The organism is Paenibacillus xylanexedens, assembly GCF_001908275.1.
Classification (GTDB): domain Bacteria; phylum Bacillota; class Bacilli; order Paenibacillales; family Paenibacillaceae; genus Paenibacillus; species Paenibacillus xylanexedens_A.
In genome coordinates this window covers 1,442,686-1,459,980 of sequence record NZ_CP018620.1, presented here as the reverse complement: position 1 = coordinate 1,459,980, position 17,295 = coordinate 1,442,686, and the positions used below count along the sequence as shown (strand labels likewise).

16 protein-coding genes are annotated in these 17,295 nt (G+C 50.8%); 5 read left to right on the top strand and 11 right to left on the bottom strand.

Features of this window, described 5'->3' with window-relative positions; all coding sequences use genetic code 11:
• Positions 1-27: 27 nt before the first annotated feature.
• Both BS614_RS06560 and BS614_RS06555 read right to left on the bottom strand, forming a co-directional pair.
• Entirely contained in the window at positions 28-834 is an 807-nt protein-coding gene (locus BS614_RS06560; RefSeq protein WP_074093342.1) for a TrmB family transcriptional regulator, read from the bottom strand.
• 73 nt (positions 835-907) lie between these two features.
• A complete protein-coding gene (locus BS614_RS06555) occupies positions 908-1,720 on the bottom strand; it encodes a zinc ribbon domain-containing protein (RefSeq protein ID WP_074093341.1) in 813 nt (270 codons plus the stop codon).
• 349 nt (positions 1,721-2,069) lie between these two features.
• On the opposite strand from BS614_RS06555, the gene BS614_RS06550 reads away from it, so the two are divergent.
• The 3 genes from BS614_RS06550 to BS614_RS06540 all read left to right on the top strand — a co-directional run bounded on the left by BS614_RS06550 (position 2,070) and on the right by BS614_RS06540 (position 5,452).
• Positions 2,070-4,652, top strand: a complete 2,583-nt coding sequence (locus BS614_RS06550; protein ID WP_074093340.1) for a UvrD-helicase domain-containing protein — start codon at positions 2,070-2,072, stop codon at positions 4,650-4,652.
• A gap of 20 nt (positions 4,653-4,672) precedes the next feature.
• Positions 4,673-4,990 carry a hypothetical protein gene (locus BS614_RS06545; RefSeq protein ID WP_074093339.1) on the top strand — a complete coding sequence of 106 codons (318 nt, stop codon included), beginning with the start codon at positions 4,673-4,675 and terminating at the stop codon, positions 4,988-4,990.
• A gap of 93 nt (positions 4,991-5,083) precedes the next feature.
• Positions 5,084-5,452 carry a hypothetical protein gene (locus BS614_RS06540; RefSeq protein ID WP_074093338.1) on the top strand — a complete coding sequence of 123 codons (369 nt, stop codon included), beginning with the start codon at positions 5,084-5,086 and terminating at the stop codon, positions 5,450-5,452.
• 89 nt (positions 5,453-5,541) lie between these two features.
• Here BS614_RS06540 and BS614_RS06535 read toward each other — a convergent pair whose 3' ends face one another.
• Positions 5,542-6,612, bottom strand: coding sequence for a Gfo/Idh/MocA family protein (locus BS614_RS06535; RefSeq protein WP_047840275.1), 1,071 nt, complete (start codon positions 6,610-6,612; stop codon positions 5,542-5,544).
• 46 nt (positions 6,613-6,658) lie between these two features.
• On the bottom strand, positions 6,659-7,135 hold the full coding sequence (locus tag BS614_RS06530) for a GNAT family N-acetyltransferase (RefSeq protein ID WP_074093337.1): 477 nt from the start codon (positions 7,133-7,135) through the stop codon (positions 6,659-6,661).
• A 249-nt stretch (positions 7,136-7,384) separates the two neighbouring features.
• On the opposite strand from BS614_RS06530, the gene BS614_RS06525 reads away from it, so the two are divergent.
• Positions 7,385-8,455: a copper amine oxidase N-terminal domain-containing protein gene (locus BS614_RS06525; protein WP_074093336.1), complete on the top strand. Its 1,071-nt coding sequence runs from the start codon at positions 7,385-7,387 to the stop codon at positions 8,453-8,455.
• A 137-nt stretch (positions 8,456-8,592) separates the two neighbouring features.
• Positions 8,593-8,937 (top strand): hypothetical protein, encoded by a 345-nt coding sequence (locus BS614_RS31775; RefSeq protein ID WP_074093335.1) that lies wholly within the window; start codon positions 8,593-8,595, stop codon positions 8,935-8,937.
• Between the two features lie 183 nt (positions 8,938-9,120).
• On the opposite strand, the gene BS614_RS06515 is transcribed toward BS614_RS31775, so the two are convergent.
• From BS614_RS06515 to BS614_RS06480, 7 genes are all read right to left on the bottom strand, one after another.
• Positions 9,121-9,984: an IS3 family transposase gene (locus BS614_RS06515; protein ID WP_084174433.1), complete on the bottom strand. Its 864-nt coding sequence runs from the start codon at positions 9,982-9,984 to the stop codon at positions 9,121-9,123.
• Between the two features lie 11 nt (positions 9,985-9,995).
• The gene (locus BS614_RS06510; RefSeq protein WP_036673079.1) at positions 9,996-10,313 is read right to left on the bottom strand and encodes a transposase; all 318 of its coding nucleotides are present in this window, start codon (positions 10,311-10,313) and stop codon (positions 9,996-9,998) included.
• A 226-nt stretch (positions 10,314-10,539) separates the two neighbouring features.
• Entirely contained in the window at positions 10,540-10,941 is a 402-nt protein-coding gene (locus BS614_RS06505; RefSeq protein ID WP_074093334.1) for a RidA family protein, read from the bottom strand.
• A gap of 235 nt (positions 10,942-11,176) precedes the next feature.
• Positions 11,177-12,151, bottom strand: coding sequence for a M15 family metallopeptidase (locus BS614_RS06500; protein WP_074093333.1), 975 nt, complete (start codon positions 12,149-12,151; stop codon positions 11,177-11,179).
• Positions 12,152-12,559: 408 nt separating this feature from the next.
• Positions 12,560-13,372 carry a hypothetical protein gene (locus tag BS614_RS06490; protein ID WP_084174432.1) on the bottom strand — a complete coding sequence of 271 codons (813 nt, stop codon included), beginning with the start codon at positions 13,370-13,372 and terminating at the stop codon, positions 12,560-12,562.
• Positions 13,373-13,418: 46 nt separating this feature from the next.
• A complete protein-coding gene (locus tag BS614_RS06485; protein ID WP_074093331.1) occupies positions 13,419-16,622 on the bottom strand; it encodes a DEAD/DEAH box helicase in 3,204 nt (1,067 codons plus the stop codon).
• Positions 16,623-16,849: 227 nt separating this feature from the next.
• A complete protein-coding gene (locus BS614_RS06480) occupies positions 16,850-17,281 on the bottom strand; it encodes a chemotaxis protein CheW (RefSeq protein WP_017690859.1) in 432 nt (143 codons plus the stop codon).
• Positions 17,282-17,295: the final 14 nt, after the last annotated feature.

Sequence of the window (17,295 nt, the reverse complement as noted above, 5' to 3'; positions counted from 1 at the left end):
TCAGAGGTGAATTAGTCGCCGATATGTCTAGCTCTGGTCACCCTCTCCTGAAGGAGAAGACCAATAACGCGCAGAGAGTTCTTCGTACCGGTGCCCATAGCGGGACTCCAGTTCCTCCCCCATATCCTGTTCCAGTTCGTACAACACCAGCTCTTGAGCAAAATGATTCAGCAGCAGTCCGGTCATTACCGGATGCTCCGTCACCACTGCCTGTGTGGCGCATGATTCCCCGCGCATGCCCAGCATGCACCAGCGGCGATCCACCACCAGGGAAAATTTCCGACCATTACCTGTACCATACATAGGCAAACCCGGCCAAGGGACAGGCTGATCAAGCATGCCTTCGCCACCATCACACGACCATAACAGCCGCACACCCCGAGCTTCAGCCTGCTGTAAGTCATTACGCAGCAACTCTGCCTCTTCACGCCAAACGTCTACGACAATCTCATGCCGAGCCTCGGCCAATTCACGGCTCAGATTCTCAAACACATTTTTGTCCCCTTCGACGTTATAGAAGACAGGCTTCTCCGGTTCACTCTTGGGCATGCTGTTCTGAACATAATCCAGCGAGGTACGCATTTGATCGGAGATCATACGTGTCATCTCCTCCGGCTTCAGCACACTATACTTCGCCGGTTCCCCCGGACTACACCGCAAGAACCCACGCTGTTCCAGCCGTTGCAGGGTCGCATATACATTGGAACGGGACACACCCAGCCGCTTCGCAACCTCATATCCTGAGGCTGATCCCTGACGGGCGAGTTCCACCATAATTTTAGATTCCATCTCGGTAAACCCGAGATGACGCAAATGATGCAGCAGTTGGTCCATATTCCCGTCCCCCCATGCTGTCAGCAACCCGCACTGCCTAACAATGATGCGGCAGTGCTTCTACTGCATCAGATCAGATCTGTTCGGCACCACAGCGCGGGCACCACTTCGACCCTTTGGGTAGCTCGGCTGCACAAATCTGACAATTCACCATTTCACGTGACACTTCGGTCTGTACGTCCACCGTATTCACGATCGGATTGTTTTCTTTCCAGTAGCGGATGCGTTCGTCCAGTTCCTGCTGACGCTCACGTTCCCGTTGCATCTCTTCATCTCTGCGACGTTCCCACTCGGCATCAAACGCTTCCTTTTCTTCCTGGGTAAATTCCGTACTGTTATATTCGGATTCCGTTTCCAGATCCGCTATGGACGGAATGACCGTATGGTACGGCTCGTCTTCCTCCAGTTCCAACTCAGGTGGCGCATCGTAGAAGTCCGGCTCTGGAGTTGGGGTCTGAGCTACAGCTGCCTCCTGTCTTGCGGCTGTGGTGGCTCCTGCAACTCCTGCTGCTACTTTAGGCGCTGCTGTCTTGAGTTCACCCAACTTACGTCCGCATTTAGGGCAGAAGTTGGCATCCAGGGAAGCGACGTGTCCACACTCGCACAACCGTTCGTTCTTAAGTTGTGCAATCTTGTTGCGCAGACCATCAATCTCGTCCTGCAATTCGTCGCAGAGCTGCGACAGATCCACCATTTCTTTTTCCGCACGCGTCATATCCTGGGCCCGATAACCCTCATAGAAGATGCGACCCATATCTGTAAAATGGACTTCCTGTTCCTGTTGCAAGCCCACAATCTGGTTGTTCAGTTTCCCAATCTCAACGGCGTGTTGGGCACGCTCTGTTGCTTTGTTCGCTCCGTCTTTGATGCGCTGAAGCAGTTTCATGACCATTCCTCCTCTGTCCCGTCAAAACCAATATTATCATTTCTATTTAGTAGTAAATTAGCATATTACATCTTTCATGCAAAATGCTCAGGCATATAACTTATACGATATCATGCCAAAAAGTTGCGTAATCTCGTGCAGGTGCCCGTTTTATACCGATACTGGATGAAATCGGGGGCTTTCGTCAAGACCATATGTTCGGGTATAATGAAGCTTTGGCCCTACTTAACCGCCTGATTAGGCGACTAACTCTATCATACCAATTTACAATGCGATTGTGAAAAGGGCAAATGGTTTACTTTTAGCCGGGATAGTCCTATCCCTGAATGCATACAGAGGTGGATGAAACATGTTAAGTCCGAACTCAACGTTCTACCCCCGTCCGCTCGGGGTTACCCCGGCGGCGTCCCTGCCCCAGTCCCCGTCTGCTCCGCTGGAGACCAGTCGGCAACTCGTGGGTAATGAGCAACAGGATGCCTTTTATTTTCGTTCTCTGGAAGAGGCCGGCATCAAGTTAAACGCACCACAAATCTCGGCAGTCCGTCACGGCAGAGGACCGATTCTGACGCTCGCCGGAGCCGGTTGTGGCAAAACAACTGTACTGGCTGCAAGAGCCGGCTACCTCATAGAGGTCAGTGGCGTACATGCAGGCAGTATCCTGCTGGTGACGTTCACGAACAAAGCCGCCACCGAGATGAAAGACCGGATCGCCGCATTGCCAGGCATACGCCCGACAGCCGCGAGAGCCGTACAGGCTCGCACCTTCCACTCTTTTGCGCTGACATTATTGCGTCATTACGGTGTGCAGGAAGAGATCTTTGGCGAGTCGCGAGCCCAGCATACGGTGCTGAAGATGCTTCTTCGCCAAAATGGCATGAGTGAAGCCTTCCAGCCTGAAAGTCTGCTGGCTATGCTGTCCGCATGGAAGATGCAAGGATCGGAAACAACCGATCTGCCTGAAAAATCGCAGGAAGAACGCGATGCCAAGCGTGTTCTGCTTGGTTACGAAGCCTGGAAGCAGGATCGCGGCAAAATGGATTTTGATGATATATTACTACGGGCAGCCGCGCTGCTTCGTGATCCTGCTGTTCTGGGGCCGCTTCAGAAGCGTTTCCAGTACATTATGGTGGATGAGTTCCAGGATACCAACCATCTGCAGTATGAAATTGTGCAAAAACTGGCTTCCGCTCACCGCAATCTGATGGTTGTGGGAGACGATGACCAGACGATCTATACCTTTAATGGCGCACGCCAGGAATCAATTTTGGAATTCGATAAAGTATACCCCGGTGCACGCATCGTGACGCTGGATATCAATTATCGTAGTGATGCACGTATTCTGGGACTCGGAAGTGAACTGGTCGCCCGCAATAAACGCAGACGTGACAAACGGCTACGTGCCGCTGGAAACCGCGGCGATGCCCCCCGTTTCGCTACACCCTCCAATGCGGAGGAAGAAGCAGCGTGGGTCGTAAACCAGCTGTGCCAGCAGGTTGAAGAAGGACAACACACCTATCGCGATATTGCGATTCTTCACCGGACAGCCAGCAGCAGCCGGGCTGTATTCGAGCAGCTTGTGTTGAAAGATGTGCCTTTTGTACAGCATGGTGCTTCTCCGGTGTTCTATGACCAGTCTCTCATCAGACCCCTGATGGATCATCTGCGTCTGTCCCTTGACCCACGAGCCATGGATGCTCTTCCAAGTGCACTGGGTCCGCTCTACGTCTCACGCGATGCGGGTCTGGAATGGATACAGCGTTGTGAACAACAACAGGCTAAGAAATATCCGCTCATCCATCTGGTGAAATGGGAAAAGCTGAAACCATTTCAGCAGGAACAGGTCAAAGAACGCATCAAACTGATCAAATCACTGCACAAACTAAAACCCATCATCGCCATTCAGGAGATGCGCAGGCAGTTCTACGACAAGTATATGGAAAGTGGTGATCCCAGCATCTTCACCCACTATAAGGAAACGATGCTGGAAACTCTGGATGAATTCGAAGCTGCTGTCAAAAAATTCGAAACGGTAGAAGAGTTCATCCAATTCGCGGATGAGCTGTCCCGCAGACACCGTGAGATGGAATCTTTGCGCCGTGCGCAGGATAGTGACGCGGTACAGCTGATGACCATTCACCGGGCCAAAGGATTGGAGTTCCCTTGTGTGTACTGGATTGGAGCCAGTGAAGGCATTGTGCCTCACAGTACCGCACTACGTCAGGATATTCCTGAGGATCAGAAAGCTGCGCTTGCTGTGCAGCAGACAGATGCCGAACTGGACATGGCGCTGGAGGAAGAACGCAGGCTCGCCTACGTTGCCATCACACGGGCCAAGCAGTACTTGTATGTCACCTCACCGGCTAGCCATCACGGAAAACCAGCGGATGTGTCCCGTTTCCTGCTTGAAGCCTTCGGTATGGAAGTACCGGACAAACGCAAACCTCGTGAGGAGAGCCGGACCAGCAGTCAGGCTTCATATGGTAAAGGTAATGGACAGTATGCCCGCTCGTCCGGCTCGGGTGCCCGTTCAGAAGGTCGGGATGCGGCACAGCGTCGTGCCATCAGCCACAGTGACCGTCGTGACTACGAGGTCCACAACGAACGTGATGAGGATCGCCTCGGTGAACGGCGTGGTAGTGGGGAGATTCGCAACCATAAGGCATTTAGCACCACAGGTGTGAGTCCAACAGCTGCGAGTTCCTCCAGTTCACAGTCGCACACTTCAGGTTCAGGTAATGCTGAGCGTACGGAGACCGTTGCGGTCTGGAAGTGTAGTTCATCCACCTGTAAAGCGTGGCTAAGACAGAAGCCGGCTGTGCCTTCAAAAGCAACCAAGAAGGCATCCTCGGGCCCTCCCGCCTGTCCCCTGTGTTCAGGATCGATGGAGGCCGGCACCCGCCAGGTGCCCGTAACGGGGAGATTTGGGAAATAACTCAAAGGAAGAGGTCCCTTATGGAGTTAGACATGATTATTAAAGAGCGGATTCAAGAAAGATTCGACATCCTACAGGAATTGTACGATATGTGGTTTACCGAAAATCCGGCTTATATCGCTCCCAAAGAAAAACTTTTTCCACAAGCACATATTGAAAGACTTAGAACCATTACTTATCTATTAGATAAAGGGTTCATCGTGGTTCATCCCGTTAAAGATGAACCATCACTCGTGTCAGTTAGCATCACAGTAGATGGAATTGATTTTTTTGAACAAAGTCGATTAGAAGGTAAAGGCAATGGCTGGTCATATGTGACTGAACATATTGATGAGTAAATAATACGAGCATACTAGCTCGTTTCAGGGCGCTTTTTGCTGTTTATTAACAGTAGAAGCGTCTTTTTTCCATTTCAGAATGGGGGTTGGATTATGCAGGACGACAAACAACATCTGTATGTATCGGTAACTCATAACCTGATTGAACGAACAAAGAACGAATCTACACCCTTTGAAGTGTTGGTGGATGACGGGCAGTTGGGCCGATTGAAGGATCTGATGAAGGTGCTGGAGGATGACGATGCCTATACCTTGCAACGGGCCCCGGTACCCTACAAATCAGCAGACCACGATGAGGCAACAGAGCAATTTTCGGATGGCATGACCTTGCTGTACACCTTTCTGTATGACCATGGCACGCCGGACTCCCGGCAGGCGATTGAGAGCATGAACGTTCTTCCGAGGCTGCAGGATACGGATTACGATGATCCGGGGTACGAGAATTCACCACTGAACAAATGACTGATGCCAAAAAGCATGCGTAACCGCAGATCACGCGGAAGACGCATGCTTTTTAATATAATGAAGGACAACCGCAACGTGGACTGGATTCAATCCAGACGAATCTCCTGCCCCTTCTCAGCGGATTCGTAGATTCCGCACAGCATACGCGTGGAAGCCACACCATCCGCAATTGGGCTGATTGGCTCTGTGCCGTTCAGACAACAATCCACAAAGTGGTCAATCTGGTTCTGGAATGCACTATGAATATGGAGACCCGTATTGTCCGTCTGGGGTTCAATATTCAGGATAGTATTATTTTTCTCCGTGACGATCAGTGTCTCTGGCTCCAGTTCGAACCCACCACGCTCGCCATATAACTTCACCGATGATTCATCTCCGCGTGCATGCAAGGTAAAGCTTACATCCACCGCCAGCGAAGCCCCGTTCTCAAATCGAATGAGCGCATTCGCCATATCTTCTACGTCATTCACAGCTGCGCTGTAGTCGGCTGCTTTGTAAAAAGAAAGATGTTCGATATGGGCACGATTGCCCAGCTTCCGATACGTATTACCACTGACCGAAACAGGTTTCGGCCTGCCCATGAGGTACCAGCATTGGTCGATAATATGTACACCGAGATCAATCAGGGGGCCGCCGCCGGAACGGCTTTTGTCAGCAAACCAACCACCTGGATTGCCGTGACGCCGCAGAATGGAGGCTTTGGCATAATACAGTTCACCAAACTCCCCGGCATCAATGAATCTGCGCATCATCTGCATATTGTTATCATACCGACGCACAAATCCAACAATAAAGGTACGTCCGCTCTTCTTCACCGCTTCTTCAATCCGCAGCGCATCTTCCACATTGGTTGCTACTGGTTTCTCCAACAATACATGCTTGCCTGCCTCCAGTGCAGCAATGGCAAATTCGGCGTGTGTATTGTTCCAGGTACAGATACTGACAGCATCCACATGCGGGTCCTCCAGCATCTCCCGATAATCGGTGTATACGGATTGAGCATCATACTTTTGCGCAGCAGCCTTAGCCCGTTCTTCGTTCAGATCGCAAATGGCATAGATGACGGCATCCTCGTTTTTGGCATAACACCTCATATGAAGATCCGAGATTGATCCTGTACCGATCATTCCGATGTGCAACATTTGTTTCGTGCTCATCATCGTCCTCCCTTCCTTTTCCACAGCTTCCACAACATCATTATCGTTAGTCTGCCCGCAGCATGCCTTCGTAAATACCCGGCGTTGAATTTTCAATCTTCACGGCACCCAGCGTCCGGGCATAGAAATCCACAGGTCCCGCTGATCCGATAATCGCATACCCGTAACCGTCCGCCTTCATTGCATGCATACAGGCCAGTAACAGGGCTGTGCCTACACCTTTGCCCCGTGCATCCTGGCTCACACCTGTCGGTCCAAAGAAGTTGCGACATGTCGCTTCGTAACAGGCAAATCCAATCATTTTCCCATGCTCAACCGCAATATAACAGGACACCGGCTGACGCGCAAAAGCGACCTCACATTCATCCACCCAAGCCTGACTAAAATGTGACCTCACCCAATCCAGTACAAGCTGTTTCTCTGGGGCAATGGCTCTTCGAATCACAATGGAGGATTCCTCCAACGCGCTCAGTCCACTCTCTTGCTCCGGTAAACGATAGAGCGCTACCAACATATCACTCATCTAATCCGTTCCTCCTCGTACTTGAATGTGAAATAGGACAAAGGTTTGGCCACTTACCTGAAATTAACCTGATCCTGCTGCGGATAACCTGCAATACAAGCGATATTTCTAATTTAAACTAATCTACCGCTTACATTCATTACAATTCAACTGCAACACTTAGACGATTTGTCCCGTCTATTAACTTGAAGCGCGGCCCTAAGGAAGATTTTACCGCGTCAGTACACAGATTAGAAGGGATGAATATTGATGAACAACAACATGAAAAAAGTAAGTGCACTGATGGCCCTATCCATGGCATTGGGTGGTGGAGCCGCTTATGCAGCAACACTGGACAACACACAACCAGTCCATCAAACATCCGTTTCAGCAGATAGTAACACAGTGAGTGTAGTAAACGTATCCGTGAATGGTGCATCCATCTCCGATGGTTATTGGAACAAGGATGGCAAAGTAGCCATGATCCCGCTGCGTGATCTTACCGACGCACTGGGTATTGAACTGGAATGGAATAAAGAAACTAAAACTGCAGAGCTGACTCGTGGTGCTCTGTGGACACAGGTAATTACAGGCAAGGACCAATATTCCGTAAATAAAATGCTGCTCACGCTGGGCACAGCGCCCGAAATCACAGGCGGCAAATTGTATGTACCGGCTTCTTTTGCGGAAAAAGCTCTGCATGGACAAGTGAACACAACAGGAAATCAAGTGACTATCTCCAGTGAAGAGGACGTGAAGACGGTTACTGAACGTGGTGTAATTACCAGAATCTCAAACCAAGATAAATATCAGTCCATCCAGATTGGTGGTGCAGGTACGGAGGGTATTGTGCTTAATCTGAGCGATGAGACGAAATTCATCTCAGTTGAGGGGAAAGAGATTGCACTGACTGATCTGGCCATTGGCATGAACGTGGAAGCTGAGCATTCCCTGATCACCACCCGCAGTCTGCCACCACAAACGCCGACCTATACAGTCACTGTGTTGGATGCGGCTACAGCATCTGAGGCACAACCTAAAGAGCTTCTGGGTACAGCGGGTACAATTGAAAATGTAACAACAGCTGAAGGCAGCATCTCACAGATTGAGATTACAGGTACACGGTTAACAGAAACCGCTCCTGACCATGTCGTGCTGAACATTGCTAAAGACACGCTGATCGTGAACCACGAAGGTGAAACGGTGAAAGCTGAAGAACTCACCAAAGGCGCTAAAGTCATTGGGTTCTACAGCCCTGTGCTGACACGCAGCCTGCCTCCAATCGGAACAGCTTGGAAAGTGGTTGTTGAAACACCTGCAGCAGAGCTGGAAGCGAAATAATACGGTTAGAAAAACGTCTGGCTGAAACACATGTTATATGTTGTTGCAGACGACCGCGTGCATCGCTTAGCGCGGGATCATGAGTGTGGAGCATCATAAGACCAGCCATCCGCATGTAGCTCCTGGCGCGCGGTGTAATGAGTTTGGTGCATCAAGAGCTCAGCCGTGCGGCCAGGCGGCGAAGTCAATTCAAAATAACCTTATCCGCTTGTCTTCTGACAAGCACGGGTAAGGTTATTTTTTGGGGCTTTTTGGGTTTTGGTTTTGGTTTTGGCTTTGGCTTTGGCTTTGGCTTTGGCTTTGGCTTTGGCTTTGGTTTTGGTTTTGGTTTTGGTTTTGGTTTTGGTTTTGGTTTTGGTTTTGGTTTTGGTTTTAGTTTCTTAGAGCGTGTCTACAAACTGCTTCAAATCAAAGCGTACCTGAAACTTGTCCAGAGCAGACACGTGCGATGTGCGATGCATACGAAATACGTTGCATACTGAATGTAAGAGCAAGCGGCGTTAACGCTAACGAATCTGAGACGTCTTATTCAAGGCTTTGAAGCGCCCGCAGAAATCTAAGGAATCTCAGGCACGCTAATTTGAATAAATAGCTGTTTATAGCATTTTTATCAGAGGAATTTGGGAAATAACGTGTCTGATGGACCTATGTCAAAAAAGTAGACACTACGCTGCCGATTTGTCCGTAAATTTCATTGCAAAACGAGCAGGGGAAAGATACCCTAGCGCGCCATGCATTCGCTTGCGGTTGTAATAGAACTCAATGTACTGGTAGATGGCAGTATAAGCCTCTTCCGGTGTCTTAAAACGAGGGTTGCAGTAAATGAGTTCCTTCTTTAAAATACTGTGCCATGACTCAATACAGGCGTTATCATAACAGTTTCCTCGGCGGCTCATGCTTGATTCCATTCCGTATGATTTTAGTTGCTCCACGTATTCTTTTGACGTGTATTGAGAGCCGCGATCCGAGTGAGGGAGTAATCCCGGAGCGGGGCGTTTGGCCGTGTAAGCTTCCTCCAGTGCACCCATCACCAAACTGGTTTCCATATGGTTATATAGACGCCAGCCTACAATTTCACGTGTGCACAAATCCAGAACGCTGGCGAGATATAGACGACCTCCTCGGCAAGGAATGTAGGTGATGTCGGTAACCCATACCGTATTCGGTTTGGACGTTTTAAATTGCTGATTCAGCGTATTTGGCGCAAGGGGATGGTCGTGTTTGGAATCCGTCGTCTGAACGCGATATTTGGGCATGACCACAGAACGTAGATTCATTTGACGCATGTATATACTGACGGTACGGGAAGAGATTCGCAACCCTTCTAAATGGAGCAGATACGTAATTTTAGGGCTTCCACACCGCATCTGGTGGTCGTAAAAATGATACCGAATACGCTTCATGACCTCGTCTTTACGGTTCTGCCGCATGCTGGTTCGGTCCATTCGCCATTTGTAATATCCGCTCCGTGATACTTGAAAGGTTCTGCACATCTTCTCCAAAGAAAACTCGGAGCGATGATCTTCCACAAACTGAAATCTTAGCTCTTTGGTTTGCTGAAGATGTGCACTGCTTTTTTTACAATCGCCAGTTCTTCTTGTGTATCCGCAAGCGTGTGCTCTTTCTCTTGAAGCAACCGGCGCATCTCTTGAAGCTCTGCTTCCAGTTCCTTCACTCGATCTACGCTGGCAACAGGCTCATGTTTTAGTTCGCGGTACTTACTCATCCATTGGTGCAACGTACTTTTTGGAATGTTGAGTTCTTCTGCCAAATCTCCAAGTGTCTTCGTCTGCTCTTGAATGAATTTGACCGTTTGTTTCTTGAATTCTTCGTTATATCGTTGCCGCTGTTCTCCCATGTGGACACCTCCGTTAGTCCTATTATCCTTCCGTCCGTTAACGGGTGTCCACTTTTTATTCTAGCTCCACAGGCACGCTAATTTGAATAAATAGCTGTTTATAGCATTTTTATCAGAGTAATTTGGGAAATAACGTGTCTGATGTTCCTTACATTTTAGAAAGAGGACCTTATCGCCAAATAAGACGTCCTGGGTTCCTTAGAAATCATCCGGATAACCGTCAGAATCAATCGGCTGTGACTTCATCTTCAACAATCGCTTCCACTTCAATCTCAACCATCAACAAGGGATCAATGAGTGCGCTAACTTCAACCATGGTGGCTACAGGCTGGATCTGTCCAAAAAATTCACCGTGTGCCTTGCCAACTTCCTCCCATCTGGAGATATCGGTCACAAACATCCGGGTTCTCACCACATGCGACATGTCAGCCCCCAGTTCTTTCAGTGCATTCTCGATCGTCTGCAAAACGAACCTTGTCTGTGCATACGGATCACCCGCTCCAACAACTACACCATCTTGCATCGCGGTTGTACCCGCCACTTCAATTCGGTTCCCTACACGGATGGCACGGCAATATCCCACCAATGGTTCCCATGGGGAGCCCGTAAATACCTGCTGTCTGCTCATTCTCTCGTCCCTCGCTTTGGTTGTATTTGTCTCTTCAGATTAAACATGAATTATATCAGTCCCCCATCATCTCAGACAATGGAATGAAGTTTAATTCTATCTTAATTCCATTAACATTTTTGCACAAAAAATAAATCCCCTGAATGACTGCCCATTGGTTAGATCAAGGACGGTTCATTCGGGGATTTATGAGAATTAGTATTAGTATCTTTTCTTTAAGGATGAAACATCCAAATTACAACTTGATATTAGCCTCATCGAAGTATTCTTCCAAAGTTAACCCACTCTTCGCCACATCCGGTGCCAAATCTGTACCGATGTACCGGATATGCCAAGGCTCATAGACGTAACCTGTGGTATCTTCTTCACCTTGCAGATAACGGATGACATATCCGTATTCTGCAGCGTGTTCAGCCAACCACTGGCCTTCCTTCGATGTGCCAAATACCTCTTCCAGCACATTGCCCACACTCGGGCTCGATACATCGATGGCAAGACCCGTCTGATGTTCGCTTCTGCCTGGCACAGAACTCACACGATCTGTGTATTCTTGACCTTTGGTTTTGACATTATTGTTATAGATGGATACCTGACGCTGATATGAACGATAACCGGACACCGCACGAAGCTCAATGCCATCCGCTTTTGCACCTGCAAACAACTTCTCCAGTGCCTCCGCAGCTTCCTTGCGCATATGCCGCTTCTCGTGTGGTTCGTCGAAGGAGAACGGTACATTCGGCTCTACCAGATCGTCCGGCTCGTAACCGTCAGGCAGACTCCGTTGTTTGTTCACAATGACGGTCATAGACTCGGCATTGGTCACCACGGATTGTGCATCAATCGTCGTTTGCAGTGCGCTGATACTGCGTTTCTCCAGCAATGGATCTTCCGCTGTCGCACCATTCCCATTGTCCGAAGAGCCCTGCCCTTCGCCCGCTGAAGCATTCCCAGACTCGCTATCCGTGCCTTCACCGCTGTTGCCAGAAGATGATGTGTCATCACCGCCAGCATTGTCGCCATCCGTTCCTTTATCCTCCGTAAAATGAACCGTTGTGCCGTCCGTCTCCTGTTGTGTGTTACCTGTTCCATTCGGATTCTGGCTCTCCTCTGTGCCTGAACCGTTCTGGCACGCGGCAAGCAATGCTCCGCATATCATCAATGAGGACAGCATAACCACCATGCGGCGCTGTCTTCCCGTAGTTGATTTCATGTAAAAACTCCTATCGCAATAATATAAATGTTATATAGTTCTCAGCGTGCAATGTTCCCTGCGACAGTATACCTTAATTGAGAGCGAAGCTCCACCGGTAAAGACCTCCTTTAGAAGAGATCCGAATGAACATATACGGGCTGTACAGCCTGTATGATCGTTTTTTGGACTTTTAGAGCAACATCCCCGTGCTGTACACAATAGAATTGAAATGGGAATATACCTTCATATATCCAATATGCAAAAAAATTGATTATACCGAGATGCACTTTATTAATGAGCATTAGCATTGTTGGATAAAGACAAAATTCATCTTGTACCGGGAAATGAATTAAATCAAATAATGCAACATGCTGCAATAAAAACAAGCAGGGGTGATCTGAGATCTCCCCCGCTCTGATGGGTGCATCATTTGGTTGCCGGGCTGTCCGTCTTCTTCTGGACAGCCTGCCACATCCGCGCGGCTACACGCTCGCGGATCAAATCCAGCCCTGCGGTGGCTGGCACGCCCGGCAGCAGCGCCGTCAGCTCCGGCAAGGCCGGCGGCTTGCCCGGCTGCGCGAGGCGCACCTCAACGGCGCCAAAGCCCGGCCCCGGCTGGTGCATGGCGCCGTCCGCGGCGGCCTCGGCGATCCACTCGCCGACGGCCGCGCCGCCTTCGCCGCCCCGCACTTGCGGGCGGCCAGCCGTTTCCGCTGCGCGGCCGGGGCCGCTGGGATCATGGGCGAGTTCCTCCGCCCATGCCCCCAGCACGCCGGCGAGCAGCGCTTCGCGCGGCAGGCCGGCGTGCGCCAGCTGCAGCAGCGGCTCGGCCGCGAGGCGCGCGGCTACGGCGCGCTCAGCGGCCGCGGCATGCGCGCAGCCCGGGCGGCCGCAGGTGCATGCCACGGCCGCACTGGCCGTTGCTGCGCCTGGCGAGCCCTCGGGCGCTTGCGCAGCCGGCAGCAGCCCGGCGAGCTCCTCGGACGCCGGGCCGCCGCGCAGCAGGGCGTACAGCGTCAGCGGGCGCTTGCGCAGCTGAGCCAGTACAGCCTCGCGCTGGGCTTCGCTCAGTCGGGCGGGCGTTCCCGTGACCGTGAACATGCCTGCGGCCGATCCGGTCTTGCCCTCAACAGCGGAAGCGGAAACGGAAACTTCCTGGTCCGCTTCCGCTGCTGTATTTACTTCTGCTGTCCATCCACCGGGGGACATATGCAGCTCGATCTTCCATTTTTCGCTCACAATAATCCCCCTTTCTCAACATCTATATTCCCCTGAATGTTCAAGGTCACAGCCACGTCTCACCCTGAAGAGAAATCAGGCCACGCAGCTCATCATCCGACATCTCGGTCAGCCAGTTCTCACCCGAACCAACGACCTGCTCGGAGAGTGCCTTCTTGCTCTCAATCAGCTCATCAATCCGTTCTTCCAGTGTTCCCTGACAGATCAACTTATGCACCTGCACGTTGCGATTCTGCCCGATTCGGAATACACGGTCCGTCGCCTGATTCTCAACCGCAGGATTCCACCACCGATCATAGTGAACGACATGACTCGCTCGTGTCAGATTCAGACCCACACCTCCGGCACGAAGAGATAGAACAAACATGGACGGCCCCTCTCCTTTTTGGAAAGTCTCCACCATATCATCTCTTTGTGCCTTCGACACACCGCCGTGCAGGAAATAAGGTTCTTCCTCATATCGCTGTTTCAACCTCGATACCAGCAGATCTCCCATAGCAACATACTGCGTGAAGATCAGAGCCGATTCCCCGTTATCACGGATGGCGTCCAGCAGCTCAAGCAAACGTTCCATCTTACCAGATGCCTCAGCCTTGCCGTGGTCTTTCCGATTGCTGTCCGCCAGCACCGGATGATCACAGATCTGCTTGAGCTTGGTCAGGGAGGACAGAACAATCCCCTTCCGGGCAATGCCATTTCTGCCGTCCAGACCACCCATCAGATCATCCACCACACGCTGGTACAACACCGTCTGCTCCGGCGTCAGAGAACAATAGGATTTCAGTTCAAGCTTCTCTGGCAGATCCTTGCGAATATCCGGATCACTTTTCAGCCTGCGCAGCATGAATGGAGATACCAGTCGATGAAGCTCACGCAAGGATGCTGCATTTTCTTCGGATGGCCCCAGTCCCGTATACCGCTGGCGGAACGATGAAGCTGTGCCCAGATACCCCGGATTGAGAAACTGGAAAATCGACCAAAGTTCGCTCAGCCGGTTCTCTACAGGCGTTCCCGTCATCGCAATACGATGAAGTGTAGACAGACGCATCACGCTTTGCGCTTGTTTGGTACGGTAATTCTTAATATATTGTGCCTCATCCAGCACAATGGTGGACCAGTGCAATGAAGCCAGATCCGGGCCATCTCTGCCTGCCAGATGATAGGTCGTCAGTACAATGTCATGCGTCTGTGCTTCTGCCTGGAATTCGTTCCCGTGCAACCGTTGTCCGCCATGATGAATATATAGCGACAGATCCGGGGCAAACCGCTTCAGCTCACGCTGCCAGTTTCCAAGCAGCGAGGTAGGACACACAATAAGTGCAGGCAGATGAACAGGCCGCTCATTCGTGTGCTGATCCGCCGGGAAAGAATGATCTGATCCATTTAACAGCTCATTCTCACGGGCTTCCTCTTCAGCCGCCTGGCGTTCCTCGTGTTTGTGGTCCAGCAGACAGGTAATTACCTGAATCGTCTTCCCAAGTCCCATATCGTCCGCGAGACATACGCCAAAGCCCAGCTCACGCATCGCGGATAACCATTGGTAACCTCGTTCCTGATAAGGTCTGAGTTCACCATGCAATTCTGCCGGAACCTGACGAGGCTCAATGCTGCGAAGCACCTGTCCATCGAGCAGGAAAGCAAGCATCCCATCAGATTCGGCACCAAAGACGGAGAGGCCCTTCCATGCGGAATCCTCCCCTTCATCCGCTGCCAGATGCAGCCATTCGGAGAGAGGCATATATTGTTCTTCTTCTTTTTTCATATAACGCAGGACTTGGCGAATCTCTTTTGTATCCACTTCAATCCATTCACCACGGAACATAACATACGGAACTGTAGATTCAGCCAGTGCTGCCAGTTCCTCCGCCGTGACCGGTTTCCCATCCAACATAGGCTCCGCCTTGAAAGCAACCAATTGTTCCATGCCCAGTGCCGATGTGGCTCCAGGCAACCGCTCTGTTCCCCGATTCAACATCTGCAGACGCAGTCCCGCACGACGTTTCCCGGCACGACTCCACCTTGAAGGCATGAGAACGGTTATCCCGGCCTTCTGCAAACGTGGAACCGCATGCGTGAGAAACTCAAAGAAACCCTGCTGCTCCAGCTTAATTTCCTCCGGACGAGCGATAAGCAGCGCCGTCTCCAGTTCAGGTGCCATTTCTGCTGCTTGCCCGAGTGCCATCAATAATTGCTCTGCCGCCGAGGTATATAACACCTTCCCTCGGTCCAGATCTCGCTCTGGATGTGCCCAGATCGTCCGTGCAGGCAACCTCAAGCTTGGTTCCTGCTCACTGTCCGCCCAAAAGCTGATCCCCCAGATCGTTTCATGTTCGCCCAGCGGCGGCTCCAAGCGGAGCACCAGCTTCAATTGGCCTTCAGCAGGCGCCAACTCTTCTGCTCCCACGATCGGCATCGACGTTCCACCAACTTCTTGCAGCGTATGAATAAACGCTGTCATATCGTCCGTCGGCCCTTGCACCGTCACAGGACGGAACATTGAGATCAGACTATTCCACCAAAGTTCGGCTACTGGCGAAGATCCGCGTCGATATGGCGTGCGGTAACGGGACAGTTCACTGTCCATGCCCTCCAGTTCACTTGTCACTACAGCATGAATCATGCCACTCATGAATGAAAATAATACCGCAGCCCCTGCTTCTTCACGCGTTTCCGGTTCCAATGAAGCATAAGCTCCAGGAGCAGCCAATCCAATTGGAGGCATCGCTTCTGCAAGATCGCGGAAGCGTTCAATGTCCTCCTCCTGCTGCAAACGTGGCCGCCATACGCCTGTTAATGTCTCTTGCCCGGTCCGTCGCCGTGCTCCGGTTTTTGCTGCGAATTCAGCCGATGGAGCAATTGCTCCCCGCAACAGCAGCTCCTGTGTGAACTGCGCCGCCTTGATCCAGTAACGCATCTCTTCTCCAACCTGAATTCCAGCTGCATTTAACAAACGGTCATCCCATTGCAGCAGCAGCCTGAAGGCATCCTTAGGCGAGACTGCCAATCCTTCCAATGTGCGTCCCAGCAGTTGACGCCGCTTCGTGTTCTTCGCTTCAGCCGTGTTCCTCAGCGGATTCGGCCAGCGCAACTCCGCAAGACGCAGAGCGGCAGGCTGAAACAGACGACCCCCGTCGCCAAAATTCAACCTTCTTACCACGTGGCTCCATGCATCCACACGTGGTTCCGATGTTTCACCGGAAAAACAAAAAAATACGTCACCAAGCCATACTCCATACAGCGATTGCATCATTAAAGTCTCCCGTCATCCCTTCGCATTGTTACTCTCCATCATATACGAAAATGACCGGATTTAAAAACCTTTGCCCATAAAAAGTGGTTATTTCGATGGTTAGGGCGTGTCTGAAAACGCACTAGCGGCACAAAAAAATGTCCCTTCTCCCGAAAAGCGGATGAGGAACATTTGGGTCAACCGAAGGATAATACTGAATATTGAAAGAATTACGGATCGTTATACTACTATGATCTGATCAAGCTGCCCAGCAATACATCCAGGTTCAAAATACCTGCACGATGATCTTCACAGAACCCGATTTTGTCAAAAACGCCAAGCATGAAACGGCGGTGTTCCTCAGCTGGTTCCTCAAAACGATCGTAACTTACGACAGAATCGACCATATCTACGATCAGCGGTACAAATCCACCTTTGTAAGGCACCACAATAATACGTGTAGAAGAGGTATCCTCCTGGTCTGGCATGCCTAACAATACACGAAGACTCACCACCGAAACGACCTTACCGTACAGCGAAGCAAAACCTCGGATCTCCGGGCTTCCAAATGGGACCGTTGTCACCTGCACCATTCTGATGATCTCATGAACTTCATCAATTCGTAGTGCAAAGATCTGGTCTCCTACCGAAAAATTAATATATTGCATTCCCTCGTCCATAGTTATCCCATATC